15 protein-coding genes are annotated in these 19,791 nt (G+C 72.9%); 4 read left to right on the top strand and 11 right to left on the bottom strand.

Translation table 11 applies throughout. The features are described 5' to 3' along the window. Positions 1-2: 2 nt before the first annotated feature. Genes ACTMTI_RS30905 through ACTMTI_RS30855 form a run of 11 tightly spaced genes read right to left on the bottom strand, consistent with a single transcriptional unit; the run spans position 3 to position 14,759 of the window. Positions 3-1,274 (bottom strand): MFS transporter, encoded by a 1,272-nt coding sequence (locus tag ACTMTI_RS30905; RefSeq protein WP_441124142.1) that lies wholly within the window; start codon positions 1,272-1,274, stop codon positions 3-5. Next, positions 1,271-2,398 (bottom strand): ScyD/ScyE family protein, encoded by a 1,128-nt coding sequence (locus ACTMTI_RS30900; RefSeq protein ID WP_441124141.1) that lies wholly within the window; start codon positions 2,396-2,398, stop codon positions 1,271-1,273. The genes ACTMTI_RS30905 and ACTMTI_RS30900 overlap by 4 nt, the downstream gene beginning before the upstream one ends. Then, positions 2,395-3,903 (bottom strand): AMP-binding protein, encoded by a 1,509-nt coding sequence (locus ACTMTI_RS30895; RefSeq protein ID WP_441124140.1) that lies wholly within the window; start codon positions 3,901-3,903, stop codon positions 2,395-2,397. Before ACTMTI_RS30895 ends, ACTMTI_RS30900 begins: the two co-directional genes overlap by 4 nt. Next, the gene (pabB, locus tag ACTMTI_RS30890) at positions 3,900-5,990 is read right to left on the bottom strand and encodes an aminodeoxychorismate synthase component I (RefSeq protein ID WP_441124303.1); all 2,091 of its coding nucleotides are present in this window, start codon (positions 5,988-5,990) and stop codon (positions 3,900-3,902) included. The genes ACTMTI_RS30895 and pabB overlap by 4 nt, the downstream gene beginning before the upstream one ends. Then, positions 5,990-7,360, bottom strand: a complete 1,371-nt coding sequence (locus ACTMTI_RS30885) for an aldehyde dehydrogenase family protein (protein WP_441124139.1) — start codon at positions 7,358-7,360, stop codon at positions 5,990-5,992. The genes pabB and ACTMTI_RS30885 overlap by 1 nt, the downstream gene beginning before the upstream one ends. Before the next feature lie 58 nt (positions 7,361-7,418). After that, a complete protein-coding gene (locus tag ACTMTI_RS30880; RefSeq protein ID WP_441124138.1) occupies positions 7,419-8,591 on the bottom strand; it encodes a 3-deoxy-7-phosphoheptulonate synthase in 1,173 nt (390 codons plus the stop codon). A 34-nt stretch (positions 8,592-8,625) separates the two neighbouring features. Next, on the bottom strand, positions 8,626-9,423 hold the full coding sequence (locus ACTMTI_RS30875) for a DUF3050 domain-containing protein (protein WP_441124137.1): 798 nt from the start codon (positions 9,421-9,423) through the stop codon (positions 8,626-8,628). Beyond that, positions 9,404-11,137 carry an AMP-binding protein gene (locus ACTMTI_RS30870; protein ID WP_441124136.1) on the bottom strand — a complete coding sequence of 578 codons (1,734 nt, stop codon included), beginning with the start codon at positions 11,135-11,137 and terminating at the stop codon, positions 9,404-9,406. Before ACTMTI_RS30870 ends, ACTMTI_RS30875 begins: the two co-directional genes overlap by 20 nt. 28 nt (positions 11,138-11,165) lie before the next feature. After that, a complete protein-coding gene (locus ACTMTI_RS30865) occupies positions 11,166-11,687 on the bottom strand; it encodes a flavin reductase family protein (protein WP_441124135.1) in 522 nt (173 codons plus the stop codon). A 40-nt stretch (positions 11,688-11,727) separates the two neighbouring features. Next, on the bottom strand, positions 11,728-13,500 hold the full coding sequence (locus tag ACTMTI_RS30860; protein ID WP_441124134.1) for a tryptophan halogenase family protein: 1,773 nt from the start codon (positions 13,498-13,500) through the stop codon (positions 11,728-11,730). Between the two features lie 44 nt (positions 13,501-13,544). After that, positions 13,545-14,759: an FAD-dependent monooxygenase gene (locus ACTMTI_RS30855; RefSeq protein ID WP_441124133.1), complete on the bottom strand. Its 1,215-nt coding sequence runs from the start codon at positions 14,757-14,759 to the stop codon at positions 13,545-13,547. A 302-nt stretch (positions 14,760-15,061) separates the two neighbouring features. Between ACTMTI_RS30855 and ACTMTI_RS30850 the strand changes: the two genes are divergently transcribed. The 4 genes from ACTMTI_RS30850 to ACTMTI_RS30835 all read left to right on the top strand — a co-directional run bounded on the left by ACTMTI_RS30850 (position 15,062) and on the right by ACTMTI_RS30835 (position 19,588). After that, positions 15,062-15,541 (top strand): carboxymuconolactone decarboxylase family protein, encoded by a 480-nt coding sequence (locus tag ACTMTI_RS30850; protein WP_441124132.1) that lies wholly within the window; start codon positions 15,062-15,064, stop codon positions 15,539-15,541. Between the two features lie 61 nt (positions 15,542-15,602). Next, positions 15,603-16,664, top strand: coding sequence for an AMP-binding protein (locus ACTMTI_RS30845; protein WP_138709962.1), 1,062 nt, complete (start codon positions 15,603-15,605; stop codon positions 16,662-16,664). Between the two features lie 39 nt (positions 16,665-16,703). Next, positions 16,704-17,483, top strand: a complete 780-nt coding sequence (locus tag ACTMTI_RS30840; RefSeq protein WP_441124131.1) for an aminotransferase class IV — start codon at positions 16,704-16,706, stop codon at positions 17,481-17,483. Positions 17,484-17,653: 170 nt separating this feature from the next. Beyond that, on the top strand, positions 17,654-19,588 hold the full coding sequence (locus ACTMTI_RS30835; RefSeq protein WP_441124130.1) for a helix-turn-helix transcriptional regulator: 1,935 nt from the start codon (positions 17,654-17,656) through the stop codon (positions 19,586-19,588). The last annotated feature ends 203 nt before the right edge of the window (positions 19,589-19,791 follow it).

The following is a 19,791-nucleotide window of genomic DNA, read 5'->3' as shown; positions in this document are numbered from 1 at the left end:
TCTCATCCGGCCCGGCCTCCGAGGAGGGCGTGCACCTGTACGGCGATCAGGCAGAGCACCATGACGCCCGCGCCCAGGGTGAGTCCCGCGAAGCCGAACGTACCGACCACCGGGCCGGCGATCAGCCCGCCCGTCGCCGCGCACAGGCCCACCGTCATGTCGGCCGTGCCCTGGACCCGGAGGCGCCGCTCGGCCGGGACCGACTCGCTGAGCAGCAGCGAACCGGAGACCAGGCAGGCCGACCAGCCCACGCCGAGCAGCACCAGCCCGGCGGTCAGGCGCCAGGAGTCGTGGCCCGCCGTGCCGGCCACCACGGTGGCCGTCAGCAGCAACGTCGAGCCGGTCACCAGGCCCGCCCGTCGCCCGAACCGGTCGCAGAGCCGGCCGACCAGCGGCGACAGGACGTACATGCCCAGCACGTGGGCGCTGGCCGCGGCGCCGATGACGGTCAGGCCGGTGCCCGCCGCCGCCATGTGCACGGGGGTGATCACCATCAGCGGCAGCATGACGGAGTGGCTCACCACCATCGTCATCAGCGCCAGCCGCGCCGGTGGGGTGGTCAGGATCAGGCGCGGCACCCAGGTCCCGCCGGGGGCGGGCCGGGCCGGCTCGCCGGCGACCCGCCGGGACAGGAGCAGGGGGTCGGGGCGGAGCATCGTCGCGGCCACGGTGGCCGCCACCAGGAAGGCCGCCGCCGCGAAGACGTACGCGCCGGTCAGCGGGGGCAGGCCGGCCCGCTCGGCCACCGCGGCGGTGGGCCCGACCAGGTTCGGGCCGATCGCCACGCCGGCGGTCGCGGCCCAGACGACGGTGGACAGGGCACGGGCGCGCTGCGCAGGGGTGGCCAGGTCGGTGGCGGCGTACCGGGACTGCAGGCTGGTGGCGGTCGCGGCGCCGTACAGGATGAGCCCGGCCATCAGGACGGGCAGCGAGTCCGTCCAGCCGCCCAGGACGGCGACGCACGCGCCGACGAGCCCGGTGGTGAAGCCCGCGACCATGCCCCGGCGTCGTCCGAACCGCTGCATGATGAGCACGATGGGCAGGGCGAGCAGCGCCGCCCCAGCCACCTGGGAGCCCTGCGCGTATCCGGCGGCGGCCGGATCGCCGGCGACGGACGCGGCGAGCAGCCCGCCGGCCGTCGTGCCCGCCAGCGCGCCCACGCCGCCGACGACCTGCGTGACGGCCAGCACCCGTACGGTCCGCGCCTGAACGCGGGCCACCTCGGCGCGGGCGGCAGTCCTGTCCACGTCGGCGGGGTGCTCGATGTCCGTCACGGCAGCCGGTAGGCCAGCAGCCGGCCGTTGGCCGACACCGAGTTGTCGGCGACGTACAGGGTGTCGCGGGTGAAGGACAACGAGCTGGGCATGGTCAGGCCCTCGGTGACGACGGGCACGGCCGTCCCGTCGCGCTCGACGCGGGTGACCCGGCCGGCCGGCGGGGGGACGGTGTAGGGGCTGCCGGTGTACTCGACCTCAAGGACGTGCAGCCGTCCCCTGGCGTCGACGTCCATGTCGAGGATGGGAGAGAAGCCCTGGGCGAAGACGCGCGGCTGCTGCCCGGGGACCACGTGCCAGATGCGCGCGACCTTGCCGGTGTACGGGTATCCGGTGTACTCGCTGACGTAGTACGAGCCACGCGGACCGCGTACCACCGAGGTGGGCACCGCCTGGACCTGCGCAGGACCGTTCGGCGTGGTCACCGTCTGCGCCGGGAACACCGCGACGACCGAGATGGCGCCGTCCCGGGCCACCCGCAGCAGCGCGTTGGCCCCGGCGTCGGCGACCAGGAACCCGTCGCCGTCCGCCATCGCGGCGTACGGATGGCACCACAGCCCGGCGAAGCCCGCGCCGCCGTCCGGGTTGTCGGCGATTTCGTGGGCGGCCAGGTCGGCGAACGGCCGCAGCCCGTTGCGGGTCGCGTACGCGAGCGTGCCGAGCTCACGACCGGCCTCGCCGAGCGCCTCGCGCCCCGTGGGGTTGTTGGCCAGGCCCATGACGACGACCAGCCCCTTCGGTGTGAGGAGCATGTCGCTCGGCCCGTGCGCGAAGGTGCCGTCCTTGGTGCCGAGCGAGGCGGTGCCGCCGACGAGCGTGGTCTTGCGGCCGTGCGTGAACAGGGAGACGGCGCCCGTCCGGCTGAGGCACTGCTCGGCTCCCGCGCTGCCCGGGCTTCTGGGCAGGCACGGCTCGGTGCCCTCCCGTCCGGACTCGGCGACCAGCACCACGCCGTCGGCCAGGGCGCGGATGCCACGCGGATGGGCCAGCCCCTCCGCGACGACCCGGGGCGCGGACAGAACCGGCGACGCCGCGGTGGTGGTAGTGGTGGTCGTGGCCTCCGCCGGGAGTGGCAGGGCCGCGCAGGCGAGCATGGTCGCCGCGAGAACGATGGCAGGTCTCATGAGGAGACGTCCTTTCCGAGCGGTTCGCCCGCCGCCTCGGCGCCTTCGCGCAGAACGAAGCGGCGGAGTTTGCCGGTGTGCGTGCGCGGAAGCTCCGCGGCCACGCGGACCGACTTGGGCACCTTGAAGGCGGCCAGATGTTCGCGGGCCAGCGCGATCAGCTCCGGCTCCAGTCGCGCGGCGTCCACCCCGGGCGTGCCCGGCACCACGAACGCGCGCAGCGCGGTGACGCCGGCGTCGTCGCGCACGGACACCACGGCCACCTCGCGGACGCCAGGATGCCGGGCGAGCACCGCCTCGATCTCCGTCGGCGCCACGTTGATGCCGCCGACGACCTCGATGTCGTCGGTACGGCCGTGGTGCACGTACGTGCCGTCGGGGCTGCGGCTCACCCGGTCGCGAGTGTTGAGCCAGCCGTCGACCAGCACGTTCGCGGTCAGCTCCGGCGCGCCGAGATAGCCCGGCATGATCATGGGACTGCGTACCCACAGCTCCCCGATCTCGCCGCCGGCGACCGGCCCGCCGTCCTCGCCGCGGATCTGGAGCTCGCATTCCGGCACCGGCCGCCCGATGGTGCCGAGGGTGTTGTCCCAGACGGTGTTGGCGCAGTAGGCGTGACCGGCCTCCGTGGCACCGATCTGCTCCAGCACCGGCGCCCCCAGCGACCGGGTCACCTTCGCCCCGAGCGCCGGGAGCAGCCGTTCGCCCGCCGAGACCGCGGCGCGCAGCGAGCCGAACCCCTCCGGCGGGCAGTGGTCGAGCAGCTTGGCGTAGAACCCGGGCACGGAGAACAGCAGCGTGACCCCGTACCGCCCGATCGCCGCCGCGACCTCCGCAGCCTTCGGCCGGTGCCCGAACAGCACCGCGCCCGCCCCGGTGAACAGCGGGAAGACCAGCGCGTTGCCGAAGCCGTAGGCGAAGTACATCTTCGACACCGACAGCAGCACGTCCTCGGCGCGGACGTCGAGCACGCCCTCGCCGACACATCGCTGGTAGGCCGCGAGCTGCCCGTGGGTGTGCACCGCGCCCTTGGGTGTCCCGGTGGTGCCGGAGGTGTACTGGATGTACAGGGGCTCGTCGGGGCCGACGTCGATGGGCCCGGGGACCGGACGGGTGTGCCCCAGGGCGAGCAGTTCGTCGGCGGTGACGTGGCGGGCGGCGTCGTAGCGGCCGCTCAGCGCGGCGCCGGCGACGATCGTGTGCGGCGCGCAGTCGGCGACGATCCTGGCGTGGTCGGCGGCGGTGACGTCCGGGTTGACGATGACGGCCGGCGCGCCGATCCGCGCCGCGCCGAGGAAGGCAGCGACCACGCCCATGCCGTCGGGGAGCGCGAGCAGGACGCGATCGCCCCGGCGCACCCCCCGAGCGGCCAGGCCGGCCGCGGCGGAGGCGGCCATCCGGTGCAGGGCCGCGTGCGTGTGCGGGACGCCGTCGTCCCAGAACGCCGTGCGCCCCAGCCATCCTCCGCCTTCGGCGAGCTGCTCGATCTGCCGGGTGACGTTCATCGGGCCGCCTCCGACAGCCCGCCGGCCACCAGCTCACCCGGGGCGGGCTCCTCGTCCAGGCCGAGCAGCGGGGCGCACGCCTTGAGCAGCATCTCCTCGTACTCGTCGGCGGGGTCGGAGTCGAGCACGATGGCGCCGCCCGCGCCGATCCTGATGCCGTCGGGGGTGAAGACCGCCGTCCTGATCGTGATGTTCAGGTCGGCGGTCCCGTCGCAGCCCAGGAACCCGATCGTGCCCGAGTACGGGCCGCGCGCCTCCGTCTCCAGCTCGTCGATGATCTCCATGGTGCGCAGCTTGGGCGCGCCGGTCATGGAGCCGCCGGGGAAGCACGCGCGCAGGCAGTCCACGGCCGACGCCTCAGAGCGCAGCAGCCCGCGGATCGTCGAGACGAGCTGGTGCACGGTCTGGTACGACTCGACCTGCATCAGGGCGGGCACGTGCACGCTGCCGGGCTCGCACACCCGGCCGAGGTCGTTCCGGAGCAGGTCGACGATCATGAGGTTCTCCGCGCGGCTCTTCGGGTCGGTGGCCAGCGTGGTGCGCAGGCGCTCGTCCTCGGCCTCGGTGGCGCCCCGGGGAGCGGTGCCCTTGATCGGTTTGCTCTCCACGACGCGGCCCTTGTCTATCTTCAGGAAGCGTTCGGGCGAGGAGCAGGCGACCTGGACGCCGCCGGCCGACAGGTACGCCGCGTACGGCGCGGGGTTGCGGGCGCGCATCCGGCCGTAGAAGCGCAGCGGGCTCACGACGGCCGGCAGGCGCACCGCGTTGGTCAGGCAGATCTCGTACGACTCGCCCGCGAGCAGCTCATCCTGACAGCGCCGCACGTCGGCCAGGTAGCGCGCGCGGCCACGTACCAGGCCGGCCTCCGCCACCGCGCGCAGGCCGGGACCGCCCGCCAGGCCACCCCGGGGCGGCTCCGGCGTATGCGTGATCCCGCCCGCGGTCCTGGCCGCCCACTCCAGCCAGCCGGCCGCCGCCCGCTCCGACTCCCGCGTGGCGACGCTCAGGGCCACCAGGTGCAGGGTGTCGTCGGCGTGGTCGATGACCGCGAACCGGTCGGGGAACATCCACACGGCGTCCGGCACCTCGGAGGAGTGCTTGGCCGAGGATCCGCAGTCGGCCTTGACCTCGTACCCGAGGTAGCCCATGAATCCGCCGGTGAAGTCGAACGGCAGCTCGGGCGTGTGCACCGACCGCCGCCGGAGCTCCCGGTCCAGGATCTCCAGGATGGACCCGGCGACCCGCCGCGTGCCGGCGCCGACCGTCTCGATGGCGACCTCCCCCTCGCCGACCTGGTAGGTCAGCACCTCGCCGTGCGCGGGAGACGCCTCGGCCAGGTAGGAGAATCTGGCCAGGCCGGGGCCGTGCCGGGCGCTGTCCAGCCACATGGTGTGCCGGGAGCCGCCGAAGAGCGCGTGGTAGACCGGCTCGCTCCCGGCGCGCAGCGGGACCGACCGGGTGTGCGCGGTGTACTCCAGCAGGTCGGTGGCCCGCCCCGCCGGCCGGCCGTGGTGCCGTTCGACGATGCGCCGGAAGTTCGCCAGCAGCCGCGCCCCGTACTCGGTCAGGACCGACTCGGGGTGGAACTGCACCCCCCAGATCGGACGGTGCCGGTGGCGCAGCCCCATGAGCACGCCGTCCTCCGCCCACGCGGTCGCCTCAAGGTGGCCGGGCAGCGGCTCGGGCACCCGCAACGAGTGGTAACGCACTCCCCTGAAGTCCTGGGGGATGCCGTGGAACAGCTCGTCGCCGGTGTGACGGACGCGGCTGACGTGCCCGTGCCGGGCGGCCGGGGCCCGCTCGACCGCGCCGCCGCCGACCGCCGCGATCCCCTGGTGCCCGAGGCACACCCCGAGCACGGGTACGGTCGCCTCCCGCAGGACGTCGGCGCACCGGCCGAAGTCCTCCGGGTTGCCGGGGTCGCCAGGACCTGGGGAGATGACCACGCAGTCCAGCTCGGCGGCCAGCTCCACGCAGCGCGGGTCGTCGTTGGCGACCACCACGGGATCGACTCCGTTGATCTGCGCCAGCAACTGGAACAGGTTGTAGGTGTAGGAGTCGTAGTTGTCGATGAGCAGGCAGCGGATCAACTCCGGCCACCGCCGATCACGGTCGTCTTGCGGACGGCGAGCATGTGCATGAGGCCGTCGCCGTACAGGGAGGGGGGCATCGTGGCCCAGGGCAGCACGGGGGCGGTGACCACCCGGCCGATGCGGGGCTCGTCCTCCGCCAGGCGGGCCAGGTGATCGTCGCCCAGCACGGTCACGACCAGGGAGTCGCGCAAGGGCGCCACGCCCTCGTCCGGCCGCCAGGGGGCAACGACGACGAACGGCGAGGTCAGCTCGGTGTGCACGGCCGGATGGCCGGAGCTCGGCGCCGACAGCACCACCGGGCGCACCGCGTACGAGCCGTCGTCCAGCGCGGCCAGCGGGTCTCCGCCGTAGTGCGGGGCGGTGTGGTCGGCCAGGCCGGCGGCCAGCTCGTCCAGATGCTTGCGCAGGATGGTGGCGCGCTCGGCCGACACGGCGGGCAGCCGCGCCCGGTCGTCGGTGACGAGGTGGGCCGGGGTCGCCGCGAGCCGCTCGGCCAGGACGTCGGCGAGCGCGCCGGGATCCTCGGTGGTGAGGATGGCCGAGACGTTGTCGCAGCGGACACCGCCGTCGCCGAGCACGGTGTCCAGCAGGTAGTCGAGCTCGGCGGCGGAGGGCTCGTGGTCGATGACGAGCTTGCTGCGGCCGGGGCCGTTCACCCGGACGTCGCGCCGCCGCTCCCACTGCCGGGTGAGTTTGGGCGGACCCTGCACGGCTCCGGCGTCCGCGTGCTCGACCAGCAGGTGGCCGATCCGGTCCGGTCCCGGCAGCAGCGTGAGCTTCTCCGGCGCGACCCCGGCCGCGCGCAGCGCGCCCATGAGCCGGTGCGGCGTGAACGGATCGGCGCGTCCCGGGCGGATCATGACGCTGTAGCCGATCGACAGTGCCCGCACCCACAACGAGTTGCCCCCGGAGTGGGTGCCGAGGTTGGTGAGCATCGCGAAGAGCCGGCCCCGGGGGATCCAGCGGGCGGCGACGCCGTCCACGTCCGGGATCGGCGGCAGATCGAGCGCGTTGTGCCGCCCGACGTCGGTGAGCACCCGGGCCAGGTAGTGCAGGCCGTCGCGGACGACGGGCTTCGGCACGCCGGTGGCGAGCGCGCAGCGGATCAGGTAGTCATCGGGCGACTCGCCGTCCACCTCCTCGGTGAGCAGGATCTCGGCGGCACGCGAGAGCGTCGCCTGGTCGGGCGGTACGCCGTCGGCGGCGTCGCGGACCCGTTTCACCGCCGGCACCGCGGTCAGCGGCGCGGCCAGGCGCACCTCCGCCACCCGGGCGCCGTGCACGCCGACGAGGTCGGAGTGGTCGTGACTGTCCATGGGCTCGCCGGCGACCAGCGGCCGGATCGTGGGGATTGCGGTTGGCATCGGCAGGTCTCCTGCGCGTTCGGTCGGTCAAGTGGGTGGCGGGCACGGGGGCCGCGCGTCATCGGGCGAGCTCCTCCGCGAAGGCGGTGACCACCCGCCGCGCCTGCTCCGGATTGAGGCGCGGGTCGCAACCGGTCCGGTAACGGGTGGGATCGATGCTGGGCAGCGACCGCTCGGCGTGGTCCAGGCACTCGACCACGTCGTCCGGGGTGATCTCCAGGTGCAGGCCCGCCGGGCGTACGCCGTGGTAGCGGGCGACGCGGACGAACGATCGTGCCTCGGCGATGACGTGATCGACGACGCGGATCTTGTATCCGTCATGGCGGCCCGTGTTGCCGTGCATCGGATCGCACAGCCATAGTGGCCGGGCGCCGCTGTCTCGGGCGGCGGTCAGCAGGCCGGGCAGCGACTCGGCCACGCGGCCGATCCCCAGCCGGGCGACGAAGGTCAGCCGGCCGGGCTCCCGTCCGGGGTCCAGCGCCTCGACGAGCGCGGCGACGTCCTCCGGGCGGGCTGACGGGCCGAGCTTCACCGCCACCGGGTTGGCGACCCGCGCGGCCAGCGCCACGTGCGGGCCGTCGGCCTGGCGGGTGCGGTCGCCCACCCACAGCAGGTGGGCGGAGGAGGCGTAGACCGCGCCGGCGATCCCGGCGGGCCGGACCAGCGGCTCCTCATAGGGGTGCAGCAGGGCCTCGTGGCTGGTGAAGACGGGGTGGGGGGTGCGGGCGGCGGCCAGGTGGCCGAGCACCTCGGCGGACTTGTCGTAGGCGAGCAGCAACCGTCCCGCCTGGGGGGTGCGGGCGAGCGGTGTCGCGGCCAGGCCGTTCACCGCGTCACCCATGTAGATCGGCACGTGCGAGCCGTCGGCGACGGCCTCGGTGGGGTACGACCTCGGCTTGGCGAACTGGCCGGCGATCCGGCCGACCACCACGGTTCCGAGGGGGTCGCGTACGTCAGCCAGGATCGCCGCCAGCTCGGTGAGCTGCGCGACCTTGCGGGCGACGAGGCCGGGCGACACCTCGGCGAACATCTCCGCGCAGTCACCGGCGTGCAGGACGAACCCGCCGGCCGTCGCGACCTCGGCGAGCCGCTCGCGCAGGGCGCGGGTGGGCTCGAAGGACACGAGGGCGGGCCGCCGCCCGAGCTCCGCGACCACCGCGGCGAGGTCGCCGCCGGCGGACCAGTCGGGCATCGGCACGGCCGAGGCCGCGACCGACCGGGAAAGCAGCATCGAGTTCACCCTTCTCATGGGATGGGAACGGGCTTTACGGCTGGGCGGCGATGCGCTCCGCGATGGCATCCCACAGGTCGTGCCGGGCCTCCAGCGCGGTGTTCAGCGTGAGCGCGCACTCGTCCCACTTGACCTGGTCGTCGCCGCAGAGATCGACGAGCATCTGCATCGCCATCGGCGTGTGCTGCTCACCGTCGACCTCGATGTGCCGCTCCAGGTAGTCGCGGAACGTTCCCAGGACGTCGGCGTGCCGGTCCATCCGCATGACCTGGTCGAACATCTCGGGGATGAGGTCCTCCCGGCCGAACGCGAACGCGGCGGCCTGGCAGTGCAGCGGCGCCTCGGCGATGATCCGCCAGGTGGTGCCGACGAACGCGGCGGCCGGCCGGGGGACGTCCGCGCCGGCCAGCCCGTCGGGGACGGTCCCGCCGGAGCGCAGGTGGGCGATGAACGCCTCGATGGCCGTGGTGTCGGCGCCGGCCTGCCGCATGCCGTCGACGTACAGCTCGAAGTGGCTGATGTAGCCGCCGGCGAGGGTGTCGCTCTCCTCCACCAGCACGATCTCGTTGACCAGCCGGCGGCTGGTCTCCGGGCCTTCCGGCACCCAGGGCACCCGCACACAGGTGAGCTGCCGCTGGAGGCTTTTGAGCAGGGACATGAAGTCCCAGACGGCGAAGACGTGGTGCTCCATGAAGGTGACCACGTCGCCGAGGTCGTTGAGCGAGGTGTACATCGGGTGGGCGAGGATCTTGTCCCTGATCGGCTCGATGGCCTGCTGGAGCCCGTCCAGCCCTGGGTGCGAGATGCCCCACTTATAGCGATTTGTCGACATTTAGTGCTCCAGATTGTGTGGTCGGAATCTGAGATGTCATCGGGAGGGACTCGGGCGGAACCTGCGGCGGCTCCTGCTCGGTGCCCAGCAGCCCGCGGATCTCCAGCCGCTTGATCTTCCACGTGGAGGTGCGCGGGAAGTCGGCGAAGTGCCACTGGACCGGGCTCTCCAGGCCGGGCAGCCCGGCCACGGCCGCCGCCCAGCGCCCGCGGTCCAGCGGCCGGTCGTGCCGGGTGGCCAGGATGGGCGTGGGCCGCCCCGCCCGGTCCGGCACGACCACCAGCTCGGAGATCTCGGGCAGGCGCTCCATGAGAACGTCCTCAAGCCCGAGGTTGCTGTCGATGTCGCTGATCTTGTCCACTTCGCGGTCGGCCAGGTGGACCCGGCCCGCCCGGTCCCGCCAGCCCATGTCGCCGACGTACCACCAGCCGTCAGTGAGCTGGGACTGGAAGCGCTCGTCCTCGCCCAGATAGGTGCGGACCCGGCCGCGGGTGCGCACCTCCAGGCGGCCGATCGTGCCGCGGGGCGCCGGCCGGCCCGAGGAGTCGACGACCCGCAGCCGCACGAAGCCGGGCAGCGGGTAGCCGATGCAGCGGCCGTCCATCCGCTCCACGTTGCGCCTGGTGTTGAGCCAGCCGGTGAGCGGGCCGGTCTCGCTCTGGCCGAACAGTTGCAGCAGGGCCGGACGGCGGTGCCGGGAGGCCGACAGGAGCTTCTTGACCGTGCCCGGATGGATGGCGTCGAAGGTGCTGCTGTAATAGCGCACGCCGGCCAGCGGGCCGCCGATCTCGTCCGCGAAGTCCTCCCACAACACGAAGTTGTTCGGGTGGGTCTCCACGAGGGCCGGCCTGGTCGTCGAGAGCATCCTGCGGACCGTGGCGAGGTCCGTCTCGCTGATCACCGCGAGCGGGTTGCCGTAGGACAGGAACACGCCGAGGGAGTTGAAGAACCGCGAGTGCACGAACGACATCGCCAGGAGCACCCGCGAGCGGTGCCGGACCGGCCAGGCCAGCAACTGCTGGGGAAGCAGGCGGTGGGAGAGCGTACGCGTCGTGTGCACCATCAGCTTGGGCACGCCGGTCGTTCCCGAGGAGTGGGTGATGAGCGTCGCGTGGTCGGGCGGCAGGTCGATCGGCGGACGCCGGGGGGCGCCCGCCAGCGCCGCGAGGTCGATGAGCCGGGTGCCGTCCAGGCCGGACGGCACGTCGGACCGGGTGCCGTCCAGGCCGGACGGCGGGTCGGACCGCGACGGCCCGTCGGTGACGAGGACCTTCGTGCCGGAGAACGTGCCCTCGCCGGCGAGCCTGGCGAGCTGGGCCGTGTCCGTGACGATCCACGGCGACGACAGCCTGGCCAGCAGGATCAGGACCACGGAGGGGTCCAGCGCCGGGGAGAGCATGACGGGCACCGCGCCCGCCCTGGCCGCGGCGCAGGCCAGCAGGGGCAGATCGAAGTTCAGGCCCTTGTAGACGGGGACGTACTCCCCCCGTCTCACGCCGGCCGCCCGCAGGCGGGCGGCGAGGTCGTCGACGATGTCGGCCAGCTCGTCGTAGTCGTAGGTGGTCTGGTCGGAATCGAGCACGCTCAGCGGCCGGTCCAGCTTGACCGTGGCGGCCGGGTTCCGCCGTGCCGCCTCCTCGAACATCCGCCCGATGCGGAACGTCCGCCGCAGCGCCGTCCGCAGGATCGGCGCCAGCGCGCCCGCTCCCATCATGGTCTTCCCTCTTCGTCGCTCATGGTCGTCATCCGTCCTGATCGGGGCGCCACGCGGCGAAGCGCCGCAGGCCGTAGAGCAGCGGGACGCCCGCCGCCCGCGTCACGTCGGTGACCTCGCCGAGCACCACCGCGTGATCGCCGACGAGCAGGCTCCTGGTCACCCGGCAGCCGGCGAAGGCGACGGCGTCCTCCACGAGCACCGGCTGGCCGTTGGCCTCCGAGAAGGCCCAGGTGACGTGGGCGAACCGGTCGTCCACCGGCCGGGAGAACAGCTCGGCGACGCGGCGTCCCTCGGCCCGCAGCAGGTTCACCGCGAACCTGCCGCTCTTGCACAGCGCCTCCAGCGTGGAGCTGCGGGTGTGCAGGCAGATCAGCAACGTCGGCGGGCTCACGGCCACGCTCGTCAGCGACGAGCACGTCAGCCCGCGCGGAAAGCCGTCGGCGCCGGTGCTGGTCACCACCGCGACGCCGGTGGGGAAGGAGCCCATCAGCGCGCGGTAGTCGTCCTCCGCGCACGTCTGCTCACCGAGCTCCGATGACACGGCCATGGTCCTCGCTCCGTCGACTGCGATCTCCATCAGGCGCCCGTCACGCACCGCTCTGCCAGAGCCAGCGCTCTTCGCCGTATCCGGTCACCCAGCTGTGCGGCCCGTGGACCAGGCTCTGGGTGAGCTCGGGCCGGGCGTGGAAGGCCGCGAGGGCCTGGCGCTGGGTGAGGGCCCGGGCCACGAGGGCGTCGGCGGCCGACTTGCGGGCCTGCCACGCCTCCAGCGGCTCGGTGCCGGTGACGAGCTCGGCCGGATAGTTCTGGCCGAGCAGCAGGCAGTCGACGCCGTCCAGCTCGTAGAAGGTGGGGGCGGCGGCGCGGGCGAGCCTGCGGGTGATCGGGTCGCGCAGGTGCAGCGGCGCGCCGGCGGCGTAGACGTCCAGCAGCGGCTGGATGCCGGAGACGTCGGTGGAGGTCCAGACCTCCCGCCAGAACGGCGTGTCGCGGCGCCGGTTGTAGCGGTAGTGGAGGGCCAGGAACCAGCGCAGCCCGTCCCAGCGGTTCGCGGTCACCCGGTTGAGCGTCTCGCTGGGCACCGGCTGCTTCCAGGACGCCGGCAGCAGCGGCATCATCGACATGATCGTGAACACCAGCATGAGCAGGCTGCTGGACTCCAGCGGCTCCACGAACGCGTAGGAGTTGCCCACCGCGATCACGTTCCCGCGCCAGGTCTTCTCGTGCCGCCCGACCCGGAAGCGCACCGTCTTGAGGTCGCCGACCATGCCGTGCTGACGGATCACCTCGTCGGCGGCCTGGTCGCCGGACATGAAGGCCGAGGAGTAGACGTAGCCCACGTGGTCCTCTTCGGGGACCGGGATGCTCCAGCACCAGCCCGCGTCCATGGTCGCGGCCGTGGTGTACGGCTCGATCGCCTCGCTCTGGGTGGTGTAGCCGGTGACCGCCGTGTCGGTGAAGAGGCTGTCGGCGTAGCTGGTGAAATTGGTCTTCAGCGCGTCGCCCAGCAGCAGGGAGCGGAATCCGGTGCAGTCGATGTACAGGTCGAAGTCGAGGCTCCGGCCGTCGGTCGTCCGCAGCGACTCGATCCAGTCCTCGCCGGACAGGCGGACGTCGCTGATCTGGGCGTCCACATGGTGGATGCCGCGCTCCCCCGCGATCTCGGAGAGGAAGGTGACCAGGGCGCGGTTCTCCAGGTGGTAGGCGAACGGGAGGTCGTCCATCAGCGAGACGTACTCACCGTCGTCCGTGCGGAACACCGGCACCCGGTTGTGCAGCATGAACAGCGACTGCAGGGTGTACGCGTTCGGGTCGTTCCTGGTCGCCATCGAGCCCAGCACACCGATCGAGTTGGCGCCCCAGTCGAAGGGGGCCATGATCCCGTCGGGATAGGGGCCCCAGTCGAACTTGATCCCCAGCTTCCAGGTCGGCTTGACCCGCTTGAGGAAGTCCAGGGCGTCGATGCCGAGATAGTGGTGCAGGAACGCCAGCAGCGGCGGCGTCGTGGCCTCGCCGACGCCGATGACGGGGATGGCGCTCGACTCGACCAGCGTGACGTCCAGCCAGGGCCGTTTGGCCCGCAGCGCCAGCGCCACCAGATAGCCGGCGGTGCCGCCGCCGATCACGCCGATGCGGCGCACGGCATGCGGGTCGTCGGGGTCTGGGCGGGGCGCCTCGTGGGAGAGCGCGGCGCGTTCCCGATCGGGGACGCGGGAGCGGAACGCGCCCGCGCCGTTGGCCTCGGGGCCGGGCAGCAGGCTGGACAGCGCGCGCGCCTCGGCGGCCGGCATGGTGCCGGCCAGCAGATCGATCTTCTCCGACCAGGTCAAGCCGTGGTCGGCCGCAGATTTGCTCGTCATCTGTGCGTCTTCTCTCTCGAAGTAGCGCTTTGTCCGGGGGGTCGTCAGTACAAGCCGCCGCGCAGCGTGATGGGCCCGCGCGGGCCGTAGGGGGCCTTGTCCAGCCATGCGCCGAAGCGCGGCAGACGTGGAGCCAGCCGGGCGGCACCGGCCTGGGCCAGCCGGGACCAGGCGGATTCGGCGCGCAGATGCCGCAGCGCGCCTTCGACGCGGGCCCGGTTGTGCCGCGCCGCCTGCCGCCGCACCGTGTCGTAGTCCTCGACGACGCCTCTCGCCCGCTCCACGCCGGTCGAGCGGAGCGCGAGGCACACCGCGGTCGCCGCCGCCTCGGCGTCCGCGATCGAGCTGTTCATCCCCCGCGCGCCCAGCGGGGCGAACAGGTGCGCGGCCTCCCCGGCCAGCAGGACGCGCCGGTGCTCGTCGGCGAAGCCGGTGGCGACGCGCTGCAGGCAGGGATAACGCGACACCCAGAGCACCCGCTCCGCCTGCTCCCGCGAGACCACCTTCGGCAGCCACCGGCGGACGGCGTCGGGGTCGCTCAGCGCCTCGCCGTCTGCCGGGTCCCGGCACTGCACGTCCACCTGGACGCCGCCGGTGAACGGCACGATCAGCAGGTTCCGGCCGTCGAGCGCCGGATGCCGGTAGTGCAGGTGCCGCTCCGCCGGCGCGCCGCCCGCGTCCTCGCCGGACAGGTCCACTGCGACCCGGTAGTCGCTGGAGCGGCCACCGTCCATCTCGATCGGGATCGACGCGCGGACGGCCGACCGCGCCCCGTCGGCGGCGATGACGTAGCGCGCCCGCCACTCGCCGCCGTTCTCGGCGCGGACGGTCACCCCGTCCGGGTCGGACCGGACCGAAATCACCCGGGCTCCCCAGACGGGCTCAACGCCGGCGGCGCGGCACGCGCCGAGCAGGAACCGTTCGGTGTCGAGCTGCCGCAGGCTCGCGTACGGCGGCAGCCCACTGCCCTGTTCGGTGTCGTAGCGGCGCGCGTAGACCTCCCTGCCACGGTAGAAAGTGCGCGCGACCTGCCACAGGACCCCGAATCCCGCGATCTTCTCCCCCAGTCCCGGGCTCAGCCGCTCCAGCCGCTCCAGCGTCTCCTGGTGCACGAACAGCGCCCGGCTGCCCGGCCGCTCCTGGTCCCGGGCGTCCGCCTCGATCAAGGTCACCTCGACGCCGAGCGACCGGGCGGCCAGAGTGGCGCTCAGACCGGCCGGGCCGGCGCCCACGACCAGCAACTCCTGCTCATGGCTCATCGATCGGACCTTCCTAGTCGGTGATCCCCCGCCGCTCGCACGGACAGCCCGGATCGCTGATCGGCCAAGGGGGCGAAAGCCGCTCACCCCGTACTCGGGGCGCGGCAGCGGGGCATGGAGCCGTCGCTCACGCAGTTCAACAGGCGAGAGGCCGACAAGTCCACTACCTGATTGAGTAGTGGACGCGCGGGAACCCGCCTTTTATGGTGATGCCGTGAGTTCACGAGAGCAGCCGTGTCAAGTCAAATGACTTTTCGGGTGCGGCGCCCGTGTAAATTCTGCCGACCTTTTGAAGGAATTCCATGACGAGTCAATCCGCGCGGCTGCCGCTGTTCCAAATCGCCCGCGAGAGCTATGGGGCCATGGGGAAGTTCGCCCAGACCGTGACGCAGAGTGCGCTGCGGTCGGGGATCGAGGCGGAGGTCGTCCACCTCGTGAAGATCCGGGTCTCCCAGGTGAACGGCTGCGCGTACTGCATCGACATGCACATCATCGACGCGCAGGCCGCGGGGGTCACCGCCCAGCGGGTCTACCTGCTGGACGCCTGGCGGCACTCACCGCGGTTCTTCTCCGAGCCGGAGCAGGCCGCACTCGGCCTGGCGGAGGCGATCACGCTGCTCGGGACCGACGCGGTGGACGACGACGTCTACCAGCGGGCCCGCAAGCACTTCACCGAGGAACAGACCGCCCACCTCATCTTCGTGGCGACCGTCATGAACGCCTGGAACCGGCTGGCCATCTCGGCCCGGCTGGCGCCCGGCGCGTACAAGGGCCGTTCCTGAACGGGAATCCGCGCCTCCTCGGCCACACGCAGGTCCGCAAGCCACACGCAGGGAGTAGAGCATGTCCGCGGTAGACGCGCACGCGCCGGCGACGGAGCTGAGCCGGCACCTCCAGGAGACCCTCGACTGGCACTTCGATCCGGCGACGGGGTCGAGATTCTGGCTGGAACTCGCCGGCGGGCTCGGCTTCGATCCGCGCGCCGACATCCGGTCCGTCGCGGACCTGCGGCGCTTCCCCGACGTCGGGGAGCTGCTACGGACCGTGCCTGCCGAGGATCTGATCCCCCGGGGCGGCACGGGCACGTACGAGGTGTTCGACTCCGGCGGGACGACCGGGGCGCCCAAACGCGTCGTGGACGCCACTTCGCGGGTCGCCAACGCCGACTGGTGCGCCGACGTGCTCGACTCCCACGATTTCCCCGCCAGGGGGAACTGGCTGCACATCGCGCCGTGCGGGCCGCACGTGGTCGGCCGTACCGTCCGGCGGATCGCGGCCCGGCGGAACGGGCTGTTCTTCACCGTCGACATGGACCCGCGCTGGGTGAAGAAGGTCCTCGCCGACGGCCGCGGCGACCTCGCCGACGAGTACGTCGAGCACGTGCTGGACCAGATGGAGGCGATCGTCGCCACCCAGGACATCCGAGTGCTGTTCATCACCCCGCCGATGCTGGAGGCGGCCTGCGCGCGGCCCGCCATCTACGAGGTCCTGTCCGAGCGCCTGGAAGGACTGCTCTGGGCGGGCACCTCGGCGGGGCCGGAGACGCTGCGACTCATCGAGGAGACGCTGTTCCCCAAGGCCAAGGTGTGCGGCATCTACGGCAACACGCTGATGGGCATCGCGCCACAGCGCCCCCGCGAGCGCGGGGACGAGCAGCCGTGTGTCTTCAGGCCCTACCACCCGGCCTCGGTCGTGGAGATCGTCGACCCGGATACCCGGGTCCCCGTGGCCTACGGCGAACGCGGCCAGGTGCTCATGCACCTGCTCTTCCGCGACATGTTCCTGCCCAACATCCTCGAACGCGACACCGCGCTGCGGATCGCGCCCGGGGCGGGCGACGTGGTCGACGGGATCGCCTCCGTCCTCCCCGTCACGACCGAGGAGATCGTCGAAGGGGTCTACTGAGGCTCACTGGCGACCGGCCGATCAGGGAGGAGGTGCCGTTTGGACACGATCAGCGTCTTCGCCGGAGGCGAGTTCATCGCGGGTGAGCCGATCGAGGACGACCTGCTGGTGGCCGACTCCTGGCTGGTCGTGGACGGTGCGGTGCGTTTTCTCCCCGACCACGGCCGCCGCTTCCGCGCGGCCTGCGAAGCGGCGGCCCTGGCCGGAGACCTGGTCGCCGCGATGTGGCGGGCGGCCGTCGACGCGTTGCCGCGGGAGGGGGACTGGTTCCCCCGCGTCGAGCTGTCCGCCTCCGGCGAGCTGCGGTTTCGCGTGCGTACGGCACCGGCCAGGGGCGGGCCGCTGGCCGTCTGGGTCCGGCCGCCCGGCGACCCCCGGCGCGTCCCCCACGTCAAGGGGCCGGACCTGGCCACCCTCGCCCGCCTGCGGGCCGAGGCACAGCGGCACGGCGCTCATGAGGCGCTGATCACCGCTCCGGACGGGTGGGTGGTCGAAGGCGCCACCACGAGCCTGCTGTGGTGGGAGGACGACACCCTCTGCGTGCCTTCGAGCGAGTTGCCCGCGTTACCCGGAGTGACGACCGCGCGGCTCCAGCGCCGGGCCGCCGAGCTCGGCATCCCGGTGACCCACCGGCGCCGGCGCCCGCAGGACCTCGCGGGCCGTGAGACATGGCTGGTCAACGCGCTGCACGGCATCCGCCCCGTGCAGCGCTGGGCGGTGCCCGAGTTCCTCCGCCCCGGTCCGGTCAAGATGGCGCCGTCCTGGCAGGCGTGGCTGGCGGAGCAGGCGGCGCCGCTGCCTTCCCTGCCCGCACAATGAGCGGCGCAAGAGCCACTGAGAAAGAGATGCCTTTTCGCGATGTCCGGCCGATCCACTTCATCCGTGACGGGCGGTCGCACGAATTAGTGTCAGGAAGGCAGTAAACCGATAGGGGGCGGCACACGATGTCGGTCGGTTTTGACAATATCGAAAAACAAAGATGGCGTCAGTTGTCCAAGGTCCTGCGGCAGGCCGGGCCCGGCTGGACGCTGATGCTCCAGGCGCAGGAGGGTGAGCCCGCCGAGACGCTGCGCTCGGTGGTGGCCGCGGCCCGCCGGCGGGGCATGCACATCCTGCACCGCTCGCAGCCCTCCGACACGGAGACAGGCCCGGCGGTCGCCGCCGTGGCCCAGCGCAAGGTCTGGGTGCTCCTGGTCACGCCGCCCGGCCTGGTGGAGAACGAGGCGAACCGCGAGGCCACCGCCGCCGACACCCTGGCCCACGCCGTACGCGAGATCCTGCCGGTGTCCGCCCAGGCCGCCGTCAAGCTGGCGGATCGGCTCCTGGACAAGCTGGACTCGCTGGATCCCGCCCTCGCGCCCCACCTGGTGACCGTGGCGGACGCCCACCTCGCCGACGGCCGGCTGGCCGGAGCCGGGGTGCTGCTGCGCGAGAGCCTGCTGCGGCCGCTGCCCGACGAAGTCGCGGCGGAGCTGCGTACCCGGCTGGTCCACGTGCTGGTCGCGGGCGGCCGGATCGCCGAGGCGATCACCGTCGCGCAGGCCGCGCCGCCCGAGCAGGGCCGGCACGACGGCGGTCGCGACGACGCGCGGGCCGCGCTGGCGTTCGCCCTCTCCCTGCGCGATCCGGAACGAGCCGCACTGCAAGCGGCGGAGCCGGCGCTTTCGGGGGCGGCGGCGGCGGTGACCACGTCCACGCTGGCCGGAAGCGCGTGGCGGCGCGGTGACGCGGCGCGGGCCATGCGGCTCGCCCGGCAGGCCGTCACGATCGCCGACGACAGCGCCCCGCCGGTGTGGCGGATGCTCGTCCGGCTCGCCTACGCCCGCAAGCTCATGAGCGGCGGCCGGTACACCGAGGCCGACGGCCACATCGAGCAGGCCGCCGGCGAGCTGTCCCGCCCCGGCGCGCCCAGCGTCTACGCCCCGGCCCCCGCCATCACCCGGGCCGAGCTGCTGATGCGCACCGGCAACCTGGAGCAGGCGCTGGAGCTGGCCGAAGCGGCCCTGCGCACCGCCCGCGAGATGGACGCCGGCCTGCTCCTCCCACTCGGCCATGCGGTCCTGGCCGAGGCGAGCCTGCGGATCGGCGACCTCGACAGAAGCCGCTGGCACGCGGGGGTCCCGGACAAGCTCCGCGCGGCAGGCCGGCCCCGCCTGTGGCCGGTGCACCCCGAATGGGTCAGGGTGCGCATCGCCGCCGAGTTACACGGCCCGCAACACGCGGCCCGGATCTTCGCCGCCGAGCACACCGACCTCGTCACGTTCGGGCCGCTGCTGCTCGACGAGCCCGGCGCGGCCGTCTGGCTCACCCGGCTCGGCATCGCGGCGGGCGACGACGGGCTCACCGGTCAGACCCTCACCGCGGTGGAAGGGCTGGCCCGGCGCAACCCGCAGTCCCACCGCCTCTCCGTCGCCGCGCGCCACGCCAGGGCGCTGCGCGAGAAGGACGTGACGGTGCTGCGCTGGGCAGCCGCCGAGCATCCCGACCCCTGGGACCAGGCGGGAGCTCTGGAAGACCTCGGGGCCGCGCTCGCCGCCCCGCCCGCCGCCGACCTCATCGAGGCCGCCCGCCGCTACCAGTCGGCCCTGTGCCTGTTCGAGCGGATCGGCGCGGTACGCGACAGCGAGCGCGTGCGCGGCCGGCTGCGGAGGCTGGGGCAGGAGCCGGTGCCGATCCGGCAGGGGCGGTCCTTGTGGCACGGGTTCAGCGAGACCGAGTGCCTCATCGCGCTGCTGGTCAGCCAAGGGCTGACCAATCATCAGATCGCCGGCCGGGTCTCGTTGTCGGCGCACACGGTCAACTATCACCTGCGCAAGATGTTCCGGAAGGTGAGTGTCAACTCGCGCGTCGAGCTCGCCCGCCTCGTCAACGAAGCCGGCCGTGACTCCCTGGCCATCCCCTGCGCGTCCCGCGCCCTGCCCTGACCGTCCTCGTACCGAGAGATGTGCGTTGATCGCGATATACCCCCGGACCTGCTCGAACGACGCCGGGTCCGGCCGCGCGGAGGGGCCGTCAGCAGCTCCCGGCCGTAGCAGACGTCCTGCTGCTCCTGCTCATAGGCGGCCGGCCCAGGATACGGACACCCCTGCCAGGGCGGCGCGACCGCTGCACGGCTTCGGCGCAGGCC

Origin of the sequence: Nonomuraea sp. H19 (assembly GCF_052068215.1) — a bacterium.
Taxonomy (GTDB): Bacteria; Actinomycetota; Actinomycetes; order Streptosporangiales; family Streptosporangiaceae; genus Nonomuraea.
Note: the sequence above shows the minus strand (reverse complement) of the source record. Positions and strands in the feature narration are given on the sequence as shown.

Bases quoted from the DNA above. Each gene is read 5' to 3' on its own strand.
- ACTMTI_RS30900 (WP_441124141.1), bottom strand. From the start codon at position 2,398: ATGAGACCTGCCATCGTTCTCGCGGCGACCATGCTCGCCTGCGCGGCC.
- ACTMTI_RS30895 (WP_441124140.1), bottom strand. From the start codon at position 3,903: ATGAACGTCACCCGGCAGATCGAGCAGCTCGCCGAAGGCGGAGGATGG.
- ACTMTI_RS30885 (WP_441124139.1), bottom strand. From the start codon at position 7,360: ATGCCAACCGCAATCCCCACGATCCGGCCGCTGGTCGCCGGCGAGCCC.
- ACTMTI_RS30880 (WP_441124138.1), bottom strand. From the start codon at position 8,591: ATGCTGCTTTCCCGGTCGGTCGCGGCCTCGGCCGTGCCGATGCCCGAC.
- ACTMTI_RS30875 (WP_441124137.1), bottom strand. From the start codon at position 9,423: ATGTCGACAAATCGCTATAAGTGGGGCATCTCGCACCCAGGGCTGGAC.
- ACTMTI_RS30870 (WP_441124136.1), bottom strand. From the start codon at position 11,137: ATGATGGGAGCGGGCGCGCTGGCGCCGATCCTGCGGACGGCGCTGCGG.
- ACTMTI_RS30865 (WP_441124135.1), bottom strand. From the start codon at position 11,687: ATGGCCGTGTCATCGGAGCTCGGTGAGCAGACGTGCGCGGAGGACGAC.
- ACTMTI_RS30860 (WP_441124134.1), bottom strand. From the start codon at position 13,500: ATGACGAGCAAATCTGCGGCCGACCACGGCTTGACCTGGTCGGAGAAG.
- ACTMTI_RS30855 (WP_441124133.1), bottom strand. From the start codon at position 14,759: ATGAGCCATGAGCAGGAGTTGCTGGTCGTGGGCGCCGGCCCGGCCGGT.
- ACTMTI_RS30850 (WP_441124132.1), top strand. From the start codon at position 15,062: ATGACGAGTCAATCCGCGCGGCTGCCGCTGTTCCAAATCGCCCGCGAG.
- ACTMTI_RS30845 (WP_138709962.1), top strand. From the start codon at position 15,603: ATGTCCGCGGTAGACGCGCACGCGCCGGCGACGGAGCTGAGCCGGCAC.